This window comes from Leptolyngbya sp. 'hensonii', from assembly GCF_001939115.1.
GTDB lineage: Bacteria > Cyanobacteriota > Cyanobacteriia.
Genome location: NZ_MQTZ01000042.1, coordinates 161,450 through 178,822 on the forward strand (window position 1 = coordinate 161,450; position 17,373 = coordinate 178,822).

Below are 17,373 nucleotides of genomic sequence, written 5' to 3' on the forward strand. Positions count from 1 at the left end.
TTTCACCCAGAAGGGTGAGAATTGCCGATCGACAGTGGGAACTCTGTATAAAGGAAAATACTGAACCGCTCCGTCATTTTCCCAAGCTCAGTTCTCTTATCGCGATATCTCTATGAGTCCAGTCTCTTCCCATTGTCGGCATCTTCAAGACCAGGTTGACAGTCTTCTCAATTTACTGCGCCAGGAACCTTCTCTCCGGTCTCAGGATACCACCGCAGTTCAAAATTCCCTCCGGAAGGCGATCGCGCCTACCTTTGAAATTGTGTTTGCTGGAGCCTTCAGTGCGGGCAAATCGATGCTAATCAATGCGCTGCTGGAGCGGGAACTCCTCTACAGTGCTGAAGGCCACGCGACGGGGACCGAGTGCCTGATTGCCTATGCCGAGTCCGATCAGGAACGGGTGGTGCTGACCTTCCTGAGTGAAGCCGAAATTCGTGAACAGGCTACTGCCCTCTGTCAGCGTCTAGGCATCAATAGCAGCATCAATGTGAATCAACCTGAAGTGATTCAACTGTTGCAGCAGAAATGCCAGGAAATTATTCAGCAAGAAGGTGGAGAAAGTAAGTCAGAGCGGGCAAAACAGGCCAGTGCTCTGAATTACCTACTGGATGGATTTGTTCACAACCGTGAGCATATTCACACCATCAGCAACAACACTTTCTCCATGGAGCAGTTCAACTTTTCCAACCTGCAGGAAGCAGCCAGTTATGCCCGTCGTGGCAGTAACAGTGCGGTTCTAAAACGAGTTGAGTACTACTGTCACCATGAGTTGCTGCGCGATGGCAATGTGATTGTCGATACCCCAGGTATTGATGCCCCGGTGAAGAAAGACGCGGAGATGACCTATCGCAAGATTGAAAATCCCGATACGTCTGCGGTGGTCTGTGTACTCAAGCCTGCTTCCGCTGGAGATATGACGACAGAGGAAACGGAACTATTGGAAAAAACAAGGGCTAATCCAGGCATTCGCGATCGGGTTTTCTATGTGTTCAACCGTGTTGACGAAACCTGGTATAACACCCAACTGAGACAGCGATTGGAGCGATTGATCAGTGAGCAATTTAGAGACTCTCAACGACTCTATAAAACCAGTGGATTGCTGGGATTCTATGGGAGCCAAATTCGCAAAACCAGCCGTGCCGATCGCTTTGGCCTTGACACCATTTTTCTGAACAGTGTCAAGAGTTCTGGTGGACAGGAAGAAACACCCCAATTTATCAACGAATTTAATCGGTATTGTGCAAACTCTGGTAAGCTGCCTGCCGATAAATTTAGGATTGATGTTAAAAGCTATGAGACTCCTAATGAGAATTATGTGCGGATTTTGGGAGAACAAGGTACTCCTCTAATTGAGCAACTAATTCGAGACAGTGGGATTGATGATTTTCGAGTGGGCATTACCCAATATTTGACGAAGGAGAAGCGTCCTCTTTTGTTTGCTCATCTGGCTGATGACTTGCAACCCTTTTGTATCAATCTGCGGAAAGCTTATATCGAAGTCTGGCAGGAACTGGACGGCCAACCCCAGGATGTTGAAGCGATTAAAGAGAAAGAGTTGAAGCAACTCAGCCGGGAGTTGAAGCGCATTGGAGATGAATTTCGCCGAGATATTGAACGGGAAGTGAACGAAGTAGTCGCTAGCCCTCTGAACAGGGGCTTTGAGGCGGACTTCCTCAAACTCAAGGCCAGAATGGTGAGTCGGCTAGATGAGTTACTCAACACCTTTTCCGTCGGTCTAGTCCATCGCCAGGCCCAGGCCAGCCATAAGCGCAATTCTGTGGTGCCATTGCTGGGGATTCTGGCAGAGGCTTTCTACTATCTGGCTAATGGTCTGGAGGATGTGCTGGTGGAGTCTTCCCGCGAAATTGTGACAAACTTTTTCCAGCAGTTGATCGATCGGGTCAAACAGCAGGACTATTACCGGGATCTCTATCGCTTATTGGGGAATGATGGCGGCATCGAGCTAAATCTGAAGCGCATTCAAGAGCAGGCCACCCATGCCCTGATCAATGAAGCCAGAACGGAGTGCGATCGCTACGTGCGGGAAAGACCGGAATTCTACACGGAAGGCACCTGCTCGATGTGGCAACTTCGCCAGACCCTGCAGCAAGCCTGTCGCGGCTTTGACTATCAGAACATGATTGAAGCCGAACCCGCTATTCGGCAGTTACTGAAGCTGGATTTTGAGTTCAAGGTGCGAGAAACGGTGACCCAAACGTTCCGACAAACTATCAATCAAACTCTGAATACCCATCTGTTAGCGCGGGCCAATCAGCAGGTGGAGGAAATCCTGCAGCAGTATGACCAGGCGCGGGCCTATCTGGCGCAAACGCTGGCGAAGGAAGCGGAGGAGAAGATCCGGGTGAATCAGCGAAAGCAGGAGGCGGTAAATCAAAAGATTGAGGTTTACAATCAGGCGATCTCTGGGATTAATAACTGTCTGGAGGATATGCAACTCGATCGCCAAAAGCTGCCCCTCATCAGTGATAGTGATTTAATGCCTGCAGCGATTCTCAAGGATGCTGTTGCGGGAGAATCTGAAGTAACTGAGCTAGACGTTGAGGAGACGGAAAGTTCTGAGGCTTTAGCGTTGCCCGATTAATGGGAATTACAACCGATTTCATTGGCATGGAAATGGGGGTGGTTTGCAGATAATCTTTAGGAATAGAGGGTTTTATGGAAGAGAAAATTAATTTGGATGATTTTGATGAGCATGATGTCATCTGTTTCAATGAGCATAATGTTTTTAAGATGGGCAAACTTATGCCTGGAATAGAGGGTGCTATAAAAAGTCAGGATGTAGCAAATGCTTTTGTCAATGCATTACAAAGGCATGGTATAAGCATCAAAGTTGGGGAGATGCTTAACGATCGATTTCAAGATTGCTACGGTTGGTGGTTTACTGAAGGTGTAGGTTGCGAGATTTTGCAGCCCGGATCGAGCCGATGGAAGAAGGGCAAAGTGAAACTCAATTTCACCCTGGAGTTTTACCCAGAAGCTGAAGAGTGCATCCCACTTTTGTAGCCCTCTCCCTAAATCCCTCTCCCAGAACGGGAGAGGGACTTTGAATCTGGCTCCCCTTCTCCCAAAGAGGGAGAAGGGGCTGGGGGATGAGGGCAACCTTGCAAAACTGGGATGCTCTCGAAGCTGAAGAGGAATCTCTGCCTGAAAATGATGGGCATATAGAGGAGCTTGAGTTTCCTCTGGATGATATCAGGAAGGCGATGAATCAGTGATTCTGGTTACCTCTGCTCAACCAACCCACAAATCTGGAAAAATCAAGCTGGGATCGTTTTTATGAGTTTAGAGCCAATCAAGATTTTGGATGATGAAGTAATCCGTAATCCTGAACTTATCCCCTTCTATGGAAGCGGAACGATATTCACAGGAGGCCAATTAATGGACGGAATACTGGAACGGTTCTCTGATAACCCCAGAAAAGCTATCGAGAAAATGATAGCTGAGGATAAATAAACTCCGGGTATGGCTAAAACTCCAAGGATTACGATTCCAGCAGAAGTCCGAAAATACGTGTTTGAGCGCGATCGCTGCCAATGTCAGAGCTGTGGCAAAACCGATGGAGAAGCCAATCTACAAGTCGATCACATTATTCCCCTGGCTCAGGGCGGCTCAAACGATATAAGCAATTTTCAAACCCTGTGCCAGACCTGTAACCAAATGAAGCGCGATCGGCTTGATCCTCGCTTTAGCAGGCGTTTCACGAATTAAGCCTCACTCAATTAAGGAGCAACCCGGTGAATTCATCGATCGCACTGAGTCTCTGCATGATTGTGAAAGACGAAGCAGCACTGTTGCCGCGATGCCTGAGTAGCTTGCAGGGTCTGGTGGATGAGATGATTGTGGTGGACACAGGTTCAACCGATGGGACGATCGCGATCGCCCAACAATTTGGAGCCCAGGTCCATGCCTTTCCCTGGCAGGATGACTTTGCCCTGGCCCGTAACGAGTCCCTCCAGTACGCCAGGGGCGAATGGATTCTGGTGCTGGATGCGGATGAGGTGCTGGTGCCAGAGATGATCCCTGTGTTGCGCCAGAGCCTAACCCACGATCGCACCCTCCTGATTAACCTGGTGCGGCAGGAAGTGGGGGCAAAACAGTCCCCTTACTCTCTGGTCTCCCGACTCTTCCGCAATCGCCCAGACCTTCGGTTTTCTCGGCCTTACCACGAAACGGTGGATGACAGTGTGTTGGCGATCGTCCAGGCAGAACCTGGATGGCAAATTGCCGATCTGGCTCAGGTTGCAATTTTGCACGACGGGTATCAAGAGCAGGCGATCGCCAGTCGGGATAAGGTCAACCGGGCCCAACGAATTCTGGAGAAAGCCCTGATCAAACAGCCCCATGATGCCTATCTTTGCAGCAAGCTCGGAGCCCTTTATCTGGAATCTGGTACCCCTCAACGGGGCCTGAAGCTATTACAGCGGGGATTGGCCAGCGCTGTAGAGCCTCCCCTGCTCTATGAGTTGTATTATCACCTGGGCATTGCCTGGAGCCAGTTGAAAGATGCAGTTCAGGCGGAAGTCCACTATCGTCTGGCCCTGCAACAGCCCATTCTGGCCATTCTGACCCTGGGAGCCCGCATTAATCTGGGCAATCTCTTACTGGAGCGGGGAGCTACAGACGAAGCCCGGAAAACCTATGAGTCCGTAATAGCTATTGACCCCAATCTGGCGATCGCCCATTACAACCTGGGCCTGACCCTGAAAGCCCTGGGCCAGTTTCCGGCAGCGATCGCCGCCTATCGAGAAACCATTCGGCTACAGCCAGACTATGCCGAAGCCCACCAGAATCTGGGTGTAGCCCTCCTGAAAACGGGGAACATCCCGGAGAGTCTGGTTGCGTTTCAGCAGGCCATTACCCTGCATGAGCAACAGCATTCCCCAGAGGCCGATCGATTGCGTCAGGGTCTGGCTGGAATGGGTTTTCGGCTATAGGCTGACCGCTGGTGATCTGGGTGGTCATAGTCGGGGGATGGGTCAAGGTATTGTGAATCAAACAGGTTTTGACGGCCCGTTCCAGCCCAGTGCGATGCCGATCGTCTAGGGCCAGGGGCAGATTCACCCGCACTTGGATATGGTCCAGACGGGCTGGGTCTGCCACTTTTTGGGCTGAAACATCGACGGTGAGACCGGTGGCATCCAGATCCCTGGTTTGACAGTAGTGGACGGCATAAAAGCCGATACAACTGCCGAGAGAAGCCAGGAACCATTCTGGGGGAGTCATGCCGATGTCATCTCCCTGGTTGTCACAGGGTTGGTCGCCCCAGATGGTATGGTTGCGCGCGATCGCCTGAAACTGAGCGTGACCGTGGTAGTTAAGTCGAACTTGCATAGGATGCCTCCTTGGGTTAAATCTCCTGGCTGTTAGCCCTCAAACTCATCCCAGCCCACAGGGCCACCTCTCCTGGGAGAGGATTTCCCAGGGGGTGGAGGGCTAGTCGCAGCGATCGTGGAAGGTGCGCTGAATCACATCCAACTGTTGCTCCCGAGTCAGTTTGGTGAAGTTGACGGCATAACCTGACACCCGAATCGTGAGTTGGGGATAGCGTTCCGGATGCTCCATGGCATTCAGGAGGGTTTCCCGGTTGAGGGTGTTGACATTGAGATGGAAACCTCCATCCTGGAAGTACCCATCCAGCAGGTCGATCAGGTTACGGGTTTGGTCGGTTTCGGTTTTGCCCAGAGCCCCTGGTACGATCGAGAAGGTGTTCGAGATCCCATCCTGGGCGTAGTCGTAGGGCAGTTTGGCGACGGAGGCCAGGGATGCGATCGCCCCCTTTCTGTCCCGTCCATGCATGGGATTGGCCCCCGGCGCAAAGGGCTCGCCCGCCTTGCGGCCATCGGGCGTACTCCCGGTCTTCTTGCCATACACCACGTTTGATGTAATCGTCAGCACCGATTGGGTGGCGGTGGCATTGCGATAGGTGGGGTGCCGCCGGAGCAAGGTCATAAACCGCTTCACCAGATGGACTGCAATCTGATCCACCCGATCGTCGTTGTTCCCGTACTTGGGAAACTCCCCTTCGACCTGGTAGTCGATCGCGAGTCCAGCCTGATTGCGGATCACTGTCACAGTCGCGTATTGAATCGCCGAGAGTGAGTCTGCCACGACGGAAAGACCAGCAATCCCGCAGGCCATAGTCCGGAGCACATCCCGATCGTGAAGGGCCATCTCCAATCGCTCATAGCAGTACTTGTCGTGCATGTAATGGATGGCATTCAGGGTATTGATATAGGCCCCCGCCAACCAACTCATCATTTGGTCAAACCGAGCCATGACCTCTTTGTAATCGAGGATCTCAGCGGTAATGGGGGCATAGGCAGGTGCAATCTGCTCCCCTGATTTTTCGTCCTTACCGCCATTGATGGCATAAAGCAGGCACTTGGCCAGGTTGACCCGCGCTCCGAAGAACTGCATTTGTTTGCCCAGACGCATCGCGGAGACACAACAGGCGATCGCATAGTCATCGCCCCAATAGGGTCGCATCAAATCATCATTCTCATACTGGATCGAACTGGTCTGAATCGAAATGCGGGCACAGTAACGCTTGAACGCTTCCGGCAACCGCTTCGACCAGAGCACCGTCAGGTTCGGTTCTGGGGCTGGGCCTAGGGTACAGAGGGTATGCAACACCCGGAAACTGGTCTTCGTTACCAGGGAGCGGCCATCGTCACCAACGCCCCCGATCGCCTCCGTCACCCAGGTCGGGTCACCGGAAAACAGCTCATTGTAGTCTGGGGTCCGCAGGAAGCGCACCAGCCGCAATTTCATCACGAAATGGTCAATCAGTTCCTGCACCTGCGACTCCGTGATCAGTCCCTTTTGCAGATCTCGTTCCAAATAAATATCCAGGAAGGTAGACACCCGCCCCAGAGACATGGCTGCCCCATTCTGTTCCTTGATCGCCCCCAGATAGGCCAGGTAAAGCCACTGGATGGCCTCCTGAGCCGATGCTGCCGGGCGGCCCAGGTCAAAGCCATAGCCCATCCCCATCTCTTTCAATTCGAACAGGGCTTTAATCTGCTCACTCAGTTCTTCCCGCAGGCGCAATATGGGTTCGTCGATCGTGTCCACTTCCAGGGATTCCAGTTGTTGCTTCTTGTCATTAATCAAGAAGTCCAGCCCATACAGGGGCACCCGCCGATAGTCCCCAATAATCCGCCCCCGGCCATAGGCATCGGGCAGACCTGTGATAATGCCGGAGTGTCGTGCCAGCCGCATTTCCTTCGTATAGGCATCAAATACCCCGTCATTATGGGTCTTGCGGCATTGGGTAAACATCTGCTCCGTATCCGGATCCAGTTTGTAACCGTAAGCTTCCAGGGCCGATCGCACCACCCGCAGCCCCCCAAACGGCATCATGGCGCGCTTCAGGGGTTTGTCTGTTTGCAACCCGACAATTTGTTCCAGATCTCGATCGAGGTAGCCAGGGGCATGGGAAGTGATGCTGGAAACCACCCTGGTATCCGCATCCAGCACCCCTTTTTCCTTTTCTTTCTGCATCAGGACCCTGACCTGTTCCCAGAGAGCCTGGGTTCGCTCTGTCCCATCCGTCAGGAAAGATTCATCGTCATCGTAAGGGGTGTAATTTCTCTGAATAAAATCACGGACATTGACTGCACTGATCCATTTGCCTGCAGTGAAGCCCTGCCATTGCTCGAACATGTGCTTGCCTCCTGGCGGTGATGCAGTTTTGCGGGTCGAGGGTTATAGGGAGAGCGGCATGACTGAGGGAAGAATGCAGCGGACGCCCAGTCACAAAACCCCCGCGATCGACGCAAAACGGGTCTTCACTCCAGTTATAGGAGAAGAACATGAGGAAGTTGTGAGGTATTGGTTATGGTTGACCGGAGAGGGAAATCTGACTCGCCCCGCATGGCTAGGACGACCCCATGCGTTTGACAAGCCAAAAAGCCCCTGTCTTCCTATGAAAGTTGAGGAGACAGGGGCTTCTATCAGGAACGATCAGGGAAAAGAGTCGTAACATCCGGGAAGAAGGATGCCTGGACTTGATCTAAGGCATCAGGCTGCTCCACTCCTGTACCCGAATCCGGCCCACAAGCTTGTAATTGTTATTTCCTTCTGGTTTGAAAATCAGGGCCTCTCCCTCTTCGGGAACAAAACCTAAGGCTGCCTTAATATTGGTGCTGTGAGAAATCAAAACTGTGTTGGTTCCAACTGCGGGTCGATTGGCCAGCAATGGTTTCAAGAGTGACGCAGCTTTCTTTTCATCTTCACTGGAAGTGGTGACGTAATTCAGGGCCTGGAAGGGTTTAACGCGAGAAAAGGCAAGCCGACCTGTATCCATGGCCCGACAAAAGGGACTGGCCAGAACTTTGCCAACAGGAATTTGGAGGGTGTCCATTGCCTGACCAATCTGGCGGGAATCCATTCTACCCTCGCGAGACAAATTCCGTTGAGTATCGCAGTTATTCAGGTCAACCTTATCGGCATCTTTCTGATCTTTATTACCGGCAGCATGACGAATCAGAATTACGTAGCCTCCCTGACGCAGGGGAGTAACCAACTCCTGACCTTTCTTCAGAACCTCTTCAGCGATTGCGGGCAGTAACGATAAACTGGAAATTCCAACCAGCAGCAATACTCCAAGCTTTCTCATACTGATTTTCTGCCAGATAGTTGCTTTATTGAGCCTTATGCTACGGAGTCAGGAGATTCCGAGTCAAGTATTATAGGTTACCTGGGAAAAGATTTGTAGCTGCAGTCATTGGGATTAAGACGGGGCGCAGGGGTTCCACCCCTAGGCAGGGATTGCCCGCTAATTGCAGGTTTTCCTTGGTTGACGCAGCTATGGTTCTGCCCCATCAATGATGCTTGGTCCGTTGGCTAATCTAACAGCACCTCTTGAACCTCACGGCGGGGCGTAGGTTTGACCGCAGTTCCATAACCCAGGCGCAGAAGGAGTTGGGGAAAAGTCGATCGGCCCAGGATCTGGGTCAGTTGAGTCCGCAGGTGGGGGACTTCGATCGGCTGGTTCAGATACGAGACCGCAAGACCACTAGCCTGGGCCTGGAGTAAGACTCGTTCCAGGGCCTGACCGGCGGCTAACCAATCCTGGGGGGTGTCTTCGTCCGTATACAGGATTGCCAGTGCCGGAGAATGACGGGCCAGTTCCTGGTCTTTGGCAGCCTGGGCATTCCCCAGATCGAAGGTGCGAATCACTAAGGGACTGGCATAGGACAGTAAATCCCCAATCCCATGGGCATATCCTGGCATGCCATCCCGACTGCGGCTACGGTTGGCATGGATCCAGGCAGCCAGTTCCCGCCGGAAGTGAGCATTGGCCATTTGCAAGCGATCGCCTTCGGCAATCAACCCTGCGATCTTGGCTTGCTCCTCCCCATCCAGAACCAGCTCTAATCCCCCTCCTTCCTGGTTCGCTGCTGTGTGTAATGGCAAGAGCAAGGGTAGGGGCACCGGCTGTCCTGTAAAGATCTGGCGGTTGGTATGTCGCTGGAGAATCGCCTGAAATAGCGCTTCCTCTTCTGGGGTAGCGGTTTTCCAGCTCCCCGCACTGAGGCAAGCTAACCAATCTGGATTGGCTGGATCAGGGAACAGTTTCACCCGATCGGTATAGCCGAAATGCCAGAGAGCCACTCGCAGGTTAAACAGGGCCGCCCCACAGCTGATGATCAACTCCCGATCCTGGGGATCAACCACCGGCAGAGCACGGCTGCGATCGGCATGGAGCTCTAGGGTTTCTCCCTGGATCCGAAACAGCCAGGGCTGACTGTTGTGGCCTGATGGAGCCAGGATGGCGTAGCGCAACAGGAATTGCAACTGTTCCGCGATCGTCGCCATTCTGGGAAAGTCCAATTCTGAGATCGTCCATGCTTTTGTAGACATTGTTGATGTAGGAATAAGGGATTTAGAGACCAGTTGATGGGGAATCTCCAGCAGAAAGTGCCTCAGACTGATGCAATGGCTGAGGAGTCTGGTGTTGCAGGGCCAACACAGCACAGGGGGCATGGTGCAACACATAGTTACTAACACTGCCCACCAGCAACTCATTCAGCCCAGAATATCCCCGTCGTCCTACCATAATCAGGTCTGCCCCCCAGGAACGGGCTACCTCACAGAGGGTCTGACCGGGATCGCCCTGAACGCGACTGGTTTCTACCTCAATGCCAACCGCTTTTGTTTGCTCAGCCAGAGATCGCAGCCATTCCATCTCCTGTTGATTGAAAGTCTCCATCTGGAGGGCATAGCTTTTCCAGGCTGCTTCATAGAGTTGGGGATAGATGTTGTCGGGCCGCAGAAACATCGGACTGGGATACCCTTCATTCGAGGGCGTCAGTACATGAAGCAACAACAATTTGGCCTGGGTTAACTGGGCTAGGGAGATGGCAGCCTGCAGAACGCCTTCTTCCACCGCAAACTTGTCGATCGCGACCAGAATTTTCTGAAACATAGGATTCTCCCGTCTTTGCTTACCGATATCCCTTTCCCGATTCTGCCTTCCCTGCTCCCTCTGGAGCATAGAGGTGGGTTAGGGGATCCCATGCCTGAACTCCTCTATGAAACCCATCCCGGCCCCTGAGGGCCACCCTTCCCCAGAGCAGGGACTATTCATTCTGGGAAGGTAAAGAGCTTGAGCAAGGGATCTGGATCGAGGCTTCAGGTCTGTGGGATCGATCGCTGTCCCTGCTGCATCTCAGCCCAGGCGATTGCTCCCCAGAGGGAAAGGGGCCACCCCTCCCAAGAGGGGATCTCACAAATGGGAGGGGGCAGGAGAGGGGTGGGTTCTGTTGGGGCACCCAGGCAGAGCCTGGGCGCGAGGGAGGGGCCAGGAGAAGCTATTTCGCCTGCTGGGCCTCCACTTCAGCGATGTGGAGCAGGGTCTTCATTACCGAGTCGGGGTTGAGGCTAATGGAATCGATACCCAGTTCTACCAGGAAGCGAGCAAACTCCGGATAGTCGCTGGGAGCCTGGCCACAGATGCCAATCTTGCGATCGTACTGTTTGGCCGTGGCGATCGCCTGTTCTACCATCCGCTTCACTGCTTCATCCCGTTCATCAAACAGATGTGCCACCAGCGCAGAATCCCGATCCAATCCCAGGGTCAGTTGGGTCAGGTCATTGGACCCAATGGAGAAGCCATCAAAGACCTCACTGAAGCGATCGGCCAGAATGACGTTGCTGGGCAGCTCGCACATCACATAGACCTGCAAACCATTTTGCCCCCGCACTAGGCCATTTTTGGCCATCTCGGCCAGAACCTGACGGCCCTCTTCGGGAGTTCGACAGAAGGGAATCATCAGAATCACATTGGTTAGGCCCATGTCGTTTCGGACCTGCTTCATGGCCTTACATTCCAGAGAGAAGCCATCCCGATAGCGCTCATCGTAGTACCGAGAAGCTCCCCGCCAGCCAATCATGGGGTTTTCTTCCTTTGGCTCAAAATCACGTCCTCCGAGTAGGTTGGCATACTCATTGCTCTTGAAATCAGACATCCGCACCACAACTGGTTTGGGATAAAAGGCTGCTGCGATCGTGCCAATGCCCTGAGCCAGCTTATCCACGAAGAATTGAGCCTTATCTTCGTACTGAGCTGTGAGTTCCGCGATCTTGTAGCGGGCCAGTTCATCCTTCAGTTGATCAAAGTACAGCAGGGCCAGGGGGTGAGCCTGGATGTGATTGGCAATGATAAACTCCATGCGGGCCAGACCTACCCCATCATTGGGAATTGCTGAGAGGCTGAAGGCTTCTTCTGGATTGCCCACATTCATCAAGATCTGGGTACGGGTACGGGGCAGATTATCCAAAGTCATTTCATTGATCTGGAAGGGTAACAGACCGTCATAAACCCGGCCCTCTTCCCCTTCGGCGCAACAAACGGTGACTTCCTGCCCAGTTTTCAACGTGGTCGTCGCTGTGCCGCAACCGACGATCGCCGGAATTCCCATTTCACGGGCAATGATGGCAGCGTGGCAGGTGCGGCCCCCCTGGTTGGTGACGATCGCACTGGCCTTCTTCATGATCGGTTCCCAATCCGGATCTGTCCGGTTGGTCACCAGCACTTCACCCGCATGGAATTGGTCAATCTTATGGACATCCAGAATCACTCTGGCCTTGCCCTGGCCAATCATCTCACCCACGGCCCGACCTCGAACCAAGACCGAGCCCTGCTCTTGCAGTTGGTAAGACCGCAGCACATTCCCTGCTTTCTGGGATTGCACCGTTTCCGGGCGAGCCTGAACAATAAACAGTTCTTCCGTCAAGCCATCCTTGGCCCACTCAATGTCCATCGGGGTGTAGCTTCCCCGCACTTTAGAGTAGTGGTCTTCAATCTCACAGGCCCATTGGGCCAGGGTAATCACTTCATCATCCTCCAGCGAGAACTGGCGGCGCTGCTCCGGCGAGACTGAGACATTCTTCGTAAACTTGGACCCACCCAGGTCATAGACCATTTTGATTTCTTTGGTCCCCAGACGTTTGGCCAGGATGGGGCGGAACCCCTGCTTGAGGGTCGGTTTGAACACCAGAAATTCATCCGGGTTGACAGAGCCCTGCACCACATTCTCACCCAATCCATAGGCTGATGTAATCAATGCGGCATCTTTGAAGCCTGTTTCCGTATCGATCGAGAACATTACCCCAGAACAGGCCAGGTCAGATCGCACCATCTTCTGCACCCCCACAGATAGGGCCACTTCAAAATGGTCAAACCCTTTGATCTGGCGGTAGGAAATGGCTCGATCGGTGAAGATGGAAGCGAAACACCGATGGCAGGATTCCAGCACATCCTGTACCCCATGGACATTCAGATAGGTTTCTTGCTGACCGGCAAAGCTCGCATCCGGCAGGTCTTCAGCCGTTGCGCTGGAACGTACCGCCACATCTGTTTCTGGGCCGTAGCGCTGGCAGAGGTTCCGATAGGCATGCACAATAGCCTCTTGTAACTCATCTGGGAATGGGGTTTGCAGGATCAACGATCGGGCCTGTTTCCCCACAGACCGCAGGCTATTGACATCTTCCACATCCAGGTCAGCAAACAGATGGCGCAGCTTTTCCTCTAATCCGGCAATTTCAATGAAATACCGATAGGCATAAGCCGTTGTCGCGAATCCATCTGGAACACTGATGCCCCGTGGTGTGAGCTGCTGCAGCATTTCTCCTAGAGAAGCATTTTTACCTCCGACCAGGGGAATATCTGTAATCCCGACTTCCTTGAACTGCAGTACAAATGCCTGTTCTTTTCGGGATGAGCTGACCTGGATATTATCGGTGATTTGTACCATGGCTTAATTCCTCAATTATGTTATGGCGGTTTTATGACAACCGCATTCTGAGGTAGAGGCAGGGTTCGTCTGTCCCTACCGATGCCCTAAGGCCGTTCTGTATCTAGCCTTACAATTCCGGTATAAAAGAACAATTTGAGGAAATTGTGAGGAAGGTTTTTGAAAGCCTGATTTGGCGGACCTGCAGGACACAAAAATTAAAGAGAGGCGTGGCAGGCAGGCTCAGTCTCAGGCCAATCTTGTTGCTGGGGCAATGGGGATATCCCTGGAACAACGCTCCATATAGCCCACCCTACAAGGCTACATAGGGAATTCATGACTTAAACTTATGCCTTCACAAGTTCCTCAGATTCTGTGCTTATAACCAAGAGGTAGAACACCTGAAGCATTTTCTGGCAATGGTTCCAACACCCTTTCCCCCTAAGAGGGAGGACTATGCTGCACCCTGCCTTCCCGTCTATCTCTGCTCTTCCGATCGTCACTGGCCATGTCCACTCGATTGAAACCTGTGGTGCCGTAGATGGTCCAGGGTTGCGCTATGTCGTCTTTACCCAGGGATGCCCCCTGCGGTGCCTGTACTGCCACAACCCCGATTGCCGTGATTGGGTTGAGGGTCAGGTGCTCAGTGTGGACGATCTGATCAACGACATTCGGAACTACCTCCCCTATTTGCATGCTCCAGGAGGGGTGACGATTAGTGGGGGGGAACCTCTGATGCAGCCTTACTTTGTGCGGGAGTTGTGCCGACGTTGTCAGGAAGAGTTGCACTTACACACGGCCCTGGACACCTCTGGCTACGCCCAGATCCAAACCGTGCGGGATGTGGTCCGATTTGTGGATTTGGTTCTGCTGGACATCAAATCTTGGGACCCCAAAACTTATGCCACAGTGACCCAGGTCTCCATCAGGCCCACTCTGGATGTTGCGAAATACCTGAGTGACATCCATAAGCCCACCTGGATTCGGTTTGTACTGGTCCCTGAGCTGACGGATGACCCAGACAATGTCAATGGTCTGGCAGACTTTGTGGCCACGTTGCAAAACGTAGAAAAGGTCGAGGTTCTGCCCTTTCATCAGATGGGCAAATACAAGTGGGAACAGATGGGTCTGGCTTATCCACTCAAGGACACGCCCATTCCCACACCGGACCAAATCCAGCAGGTGGTTGAAATCTTTCGCCGTCGAGGGTTGCAAGTTGGATAAAATTCACCCCGATGCTCCATATAAAGCCCCTAATTTTGAACTTTGAACTTTTAAAGCTCTTTCCCGTCCCTCTATCTCCAAGTGATGACCATGAAAGTGACCAACGTTCAAGAACTGGAAGCCCTGATTCAGCGCGTCAAAACGGCCCAGGCCAAGTTTGCCCACTACACCCAGGCGCAAGTGGACCAAATCTTCAAACGAGCTGCCCTAGCCGCTAACGCCGAACGGATTCCCCTGGCCAAACTGGCCGTAGCAGAAACAGGGATGGGTGCGGTTGAAGACAAAGTGATCAAAAATCACTTCGCTTCCGAATACATCTACAACAAGTACAAGCATGAAAAGACGTGCGGTGTGATCGAAGAGGATAAGTCCTTTGGGATTCAGAAAATTGCTGAGCCCGTCGGAATTCTGGCCGGTATCATTCCCACCACTAACCCAACCTCGACGGCTGTTTTCAAAGCCCTGATCAGCCTCAAGACCCGGAACGCCATCATTTTTTCCCCCCATCCCCGAGCCAAAGCCGCCACGATCGCGGCGGCTCGCATCGTCCTCAATGCAGCAGTCGCTGCCGGTGCCCCGGAAGATATCATCGGCTGGATCGATGAACCAACCGTTGAACTCTCCCAGACCCTGATGCAGCATCCAGATATCAAATTGATCCTGGCCACTGGGGGACCGGGCATGGTAAAAGCGGCTTACTCTTCTGGTCATCCTTCTCTGGGGGTAGGCGCAGGCAACACCCCTGCTGTGATCGATGAAACAGCCCACATTCAGATGGCCGTCAGTTCTGTGCTCCTGAGCAAGACCTTTGACAACGGTATGATCTGTGCCTCAGAACAGTCTGTGGTCGTGGTTGATGCTGTCTACGATCAGGTCAAACAGGAATTTCTCAATCGGGGAGCCTACTTCCTCAATCCGGAAGAGAAAGAGAAAGTTGGCCAGGTGATCCTGAAAGAAGGTCGAATCAATGCTGCGATCGTTGGCCAATCCGTAGCGACCATTCTGCAACTGGCTGGGATTGATCCACACCATCGTCATGGGGCCGACATCCCCAAAGTGTTGATTGGGGAAGTCGAGGAGATTGGTCCGGAGGAGCCCTATGCCTATGAAAAGCTATCGCCCATTCTGGCCATGTACCGGGCGCAAGACTTCTCTGAAGCCGTGACCAAGGCTGAGCAATTAATTAAGTTTGGAGGCTTGGGTCACACCTCTGTGCTCTATACCGCTCTGGCCAATCACGATCGCATTGCCCAGTTTGAGACCACCCTTTCCACAGCCAGAGTCCTGATTAACACGCCGTCTTCCCAGGGGGCAATTGGGGATCTTTATAACTTCAAGCTGGATCCCTCTCTGACCCTGGGTTGTGGTACCTGGGGTGGCAACTCCATTTCCGAGAACGTCGCCCCCCACCACCTGCTCAACATCAAAACCGTCTCTGAGCGGCGGGAGAATATGCTTTGGTTTCGGGTGCCCCCGAAAATCTACTTCAAGTATGGGGCCCTGGCGATCGCCCTGCGGGAACTGGTGGGGCGGCAGCGGGCTTTCATCGTCACCGACAAACCCCTGTTTGAAATGGGAATGGCCGATAAGATCACGGACGTACTGGAAGACATGGGCCTCAAGTCTCAGGTTTTCTACAATGTCGAACCCGATCCATCGCTGGCTACGGTGAAGCGAGGACTGGCAGAAATCAATGCCTTTAAGCCCGATGTCATCCTGGCGATCGGCGGCGGATCTCCCATGGACGCAGCCAAGGTGATGTGGCTGATGTACGAACAACCCAATGTGGATTTTGACGGACTGGCCACCCGCTTTATGGACATCCGGAAGCGGGTATACGAACTGGCTCCCCTGGGCCAGAAAGCCCTGATGGTGGCGATTCCCACCACTTCTGGGACGGGATCAGAGGTCACCCCCTTTGCGGTAGTCACCGACGATCGCACGGGCATCAAGTATCCCCTGGCCGACTATGCCCTGACGCCGAACATGGCGATCGTAGACCCGGAACTGGTGATGAAAATGCCGAAGAAGTTGACCGCTTACGGTGGCATCGATGCCCTCACCCATGCCCTGGAAGCCTATGTTTCTGTCGTAGCCTCGGAATATACCAATGGCATGGCCCTGGAAGCCATTCGCCTGCTGATGAAATATCTCCCTGCTGCTTATCAGGAAGGAGAAGCCAATCCCAAAGCGCGGGAGAAGGTCCACTACGCAGCCACGATGGCCGGGATGGCCTTTGCCAATTCGTTCCTGGGCATCTGCCACTCCATGGCCCACAAACTCGGTTCCGTCTTCCATGTCCCCCATGGGCTGGCCAATGCCCTGCTCATTTCCCATGTCATCCGCTATAACGCCACGGATGTCCCTTTCAAGCAGGCCATTTTCCCCCAATATAAGTACCCCAATGCGAAGTGGCGCTATGCTCGCATCGCCGACTACCTGAGCCTGGGGGGAGATACGGAGGAGGAAAAAGTCGAACGCCTGATTACGGCGATCGAGACCTTGAAACAGCAAGTTGATATCCCGGCCACGATTAAGGATGTGCTGACGATCGACGATTCGACCTTCATGGATCAGGTGGAAGTTATGGCCGAGCAGGCGTTCGATGACCAGTGCACCGGCACTAACCCCCGCTATCCGTTGATCCGGGATCTGAAAGAAATGTATGTCCTGGCTTACGGCGGGTATCACCTTGGGGAAATAACCTCTACCCAGCCTGCCTCGATTGCCAGCCTACTAGCACGGCAAGCTTAAACTGTTGGTTTGATCACGAGACGGTTCAAGGGTTTTAGAGACGTTTGACCTAACAAATTAGATTTGCCGTCCTACTACCGTAGGTAGAGGCGTTTCATGAAACGCCTCTACCACGTAACTCAGGAACTTCTCA

Annotated in this window: 13 protein-coding genes; 7 read left to right on the top strand and 6 right to left on the bottom strand. The window is 53.0% G+C overall.

Features of this window, described 5'->3' with window-relative positions:
• Positions 1-112 precede the first annotated feature (112 nt).
• From BST81_RS14945 to BST81_RS14960, 5 genes are all read left to right on the top strand, one after another.
• Entirely contained in the window at positions 113-2,602 is a 2,490-nt protein-coding gene (locus BST81_RS14945; protein ID WP_075599301.1) for a dynamin family protein, read from the top strand.
• Positions 2,603-2,676: 74 nt separating this feature from the next.
• A complete protein-coding gene (locus tag BST81_RS14950; RefSeq protein ID WP_075599302.1) occupies positions 2,677-3,024 on the top strand; it encodes a KGK domain-containing protein in 348 nt (115 codons plus the stop codon).
• A gap of 273 nt (positions 3,025-3,297) precedes the next feature.
• Positions 3,298-3,474: a hypothetical protein gene (locus tag BST81_RS28125; protein ID WP_171974767.1), complete on the top strand. Its 177-nt coding sequence runs from the start codon at positions 3,298-3,300 to the stop codon at positions 3,472-3,474.
• A 9-nt stretch (positions 3,475-3,483) separates the two neighbouring features.
• Positions 3,484-3,729, top strand: coding sequence for an HNH endonuclease (locus tag BST81_RS14955; protein WP_075599303.1), 246 nt, complete (start codon positions 3,484-3,486; stop codon positions 3,727-3,729).
• Positions 3,730-3,755: 26 nt separating this feature from the next.
• Positions 3,756-4,955 carry a tetratricopeptide repeat protein gene (locus tag BST81_RS14960; RefSeq protein ID WP_253188308.1) on the top strand — a complete coding sequence of 400 codons (1,200 nt, stop codon included), beginning with the start codon at positions 3,756-3,758 and terminating at the stop codon, positions 4,953-4,955.
• On the opposite strand, the gene BST81_RS14965 is transcribed toward BST81_RS14960, so the two are convergent.
• The 6 genes from BST81_RS14965 to ppsA all read right to left on the bottom strand — a co-directional run bounded on the left by BST81_RS14965 (position 4,876) and on the right by ppsA (position 13,283).
• Complete coding sequence (locus BST81_RS14965; RefSeq protein WP_075599304.1) at positions 4,876-5,352, bottom strand: OsmC family protein; 477 nt, start codon at positions 5,350-5,352, stop codon at positions 4,876-4,878. The two genes, BST81_RS14960 and BST81_RS14965, sit on opposite strands and share 80 nt — an antisense overlap.
• A 102-nt stretch (positions 5,353-5,454) precedes the next feature.
• Entirely contained in the window at positions 5,455-7,686 is a 2,232-nt protein-coding gene (gene pflB, locus BST81_RS14970) for a formate C-acetyltransferase (RefSeq protein ID WP_075599305.1), read from the bottom strand.
• Between the two features lie 349 nt (positions 7,687-8,035).
• Positions 8,036-8,641, bottom strand: a complete 606-nt coding sequence (locus BST81_RS14980; RefSeq protein WP_143780353.1) for a histidine phosphatase family protein — start codon at positions 8,639-8,641, stop codon at positions 8,036-8,038.
• A 227-nt stretch (positions 8,642-8,868) separates the two neighbouring features.
• Positions 8,869-9,888: a nitroreductase family protein gene (locus BST81_RS14985; protein ID WP_075599308.1), complete on the bottom strand. Its 1,020-nt coding sequence runs from the start codon at positions 9,886-9,888 to the stop codon at positions 8,869-8,871.
• 22 nt (positions 9,889-9,910) lie between these two features.
• The gene (locus tag BST81_RS14990) at positions 9,911-10,453 is read right to left on the bottom strand and encodes a universal stress protein (protein ID WP_075599309.1); all 543 of its coding nucleotides are present in this window, start codon (positions 10,451-10,453) and stop codon (positions 9,911-9,913) included.
• Positions 10,454-10,838: 385 nt separating this feature from the next.
• Positions 10,839-13,283, bottom strand: coding sequence for a phosphoenolpyruvate synthase (ppsA, locus tag BST81_RS14995; RefSeq protein WP_075599310.1), 2,445 nt, complete (start codon positions 13,281-13,283; stop codon positions 10,839-10,841).
• A 435-nt stretch (positions 13,284-13,718) separates the two neighbouring features.
• Between ppsA and pflA the strand changes: the two genes are divergently transcribed.
• The gene (gene pflA / locus BST81_RS15000; protein WP_075599311.1) at positions 13,719-14,486 is read left to right on the top strand and encodes a pyruvate formate-lyase-activating protein; all 768 of its coding nucleotides are present in this window, start codon (positions 13,719-13,721) and stop codon (positions 14,484-14,486) included.
• Between the two features lie 90 nt (positions 14,487-14,576).
• A complete protein-coding gene (gene adhE, locus BST81_RS15005; protein WP_171974768.1) occupies positions 14,577-17,240 on the top strand; it encodes a bifunctional acetaldehyde-CoA/alcohol dehydrogenase in 2,664 nt (887 codons plus the stop codon).
• The last annotated feature ends 133 nt before the right edge of the window (positions 17,241-17,373 follow it).

Excerpts from the sequence above, each read along its gene's own strand:
- BST81_RS14965 (WP_075599304.1), bottom strand. The coding sequence starts at position 5,352 with ATGCAAGTTCGACTTAACTACCACGGTCACGCTCAGTTTCAGGCGATC.
- pflA (WP_075599311.1), top strand. The coding sequence starts at position 13,719 with ATGCTGCACCCTGCCTTCCCGTCTATCTCTGCTCTTCCGATCGTCACT.
- BST81_RS14990 (WP_075599309.1), bottom strand. The coding sequence starts at position 10,453 with ATGTTTCAGAAAATTCTGGTCGCGATCGACAAGTTTGCGGTGGAAGAA.
- BST81_RS28125 (WP_171974767.1), top strand. The coding sequence starts at position 3,298 with ATGAGTTTAGAGCCAATCAAGATTTTGGATGATGAAGTAATCCGTAAT.
- BST81_RS14955 (WP_075599303.1), top strand. The coding sequence starts at position 3,484 with ATGGCTAAAACTCCAAGGATTACGATTCCAGCAGAAGTCCGAAAATAC.
- BST81_RS14950 (WP_075599302.1), top strand. The coding sequence starts at position 2,677 with ATGGAAGAGAAAATTAATTTGGATGATTTTGATGAGCATGATGTCATC.
- BST81_RS14985 (WP_075599308.1), bottom strand. The coding sequence starts at position 9,888 with ATGTCTACAAAAGCATGGACGATCTCAGAATTGGACTTTCCCAGAATG.
- pflB (WP_075599305.1), bottom strand. The coding sequence starts at position 7,686 with ATGTTCGAGCAATGGCAGGGCTTCACTGCAGGCAAATGGATCAGTGCA.
- adhE (WP_171974768.1), top strand. The coding sequence starts at position 14,577 with ATGAAAGTGACCAACGTTCAAGAACTGGAAGCCCTGATTCAGCGCGTC.
- BST81_RS14980 (WP_143780353.1), bottom strand. The coding sequence starts at position 8,641 with ATGAGAAAGCTTGGAGTATTGCTGCTGGTTGGAATTTCCAGTTTATCG.
- BST81_RS14945 (WP_075599301.1), top strand. The coding sequence starts at position 113 with ATGAGTCCAGTCTCTTCCCATTGTCGGCATCTTCAAGACCAGGTTGAC.
- ppsA (WP_075599310.1), bottom strand. The coding sequence starts at position 13,283 with ATGGTACAAATCACCGATAATATCCAGGTCAGCTCATCCCGAAAAGAA.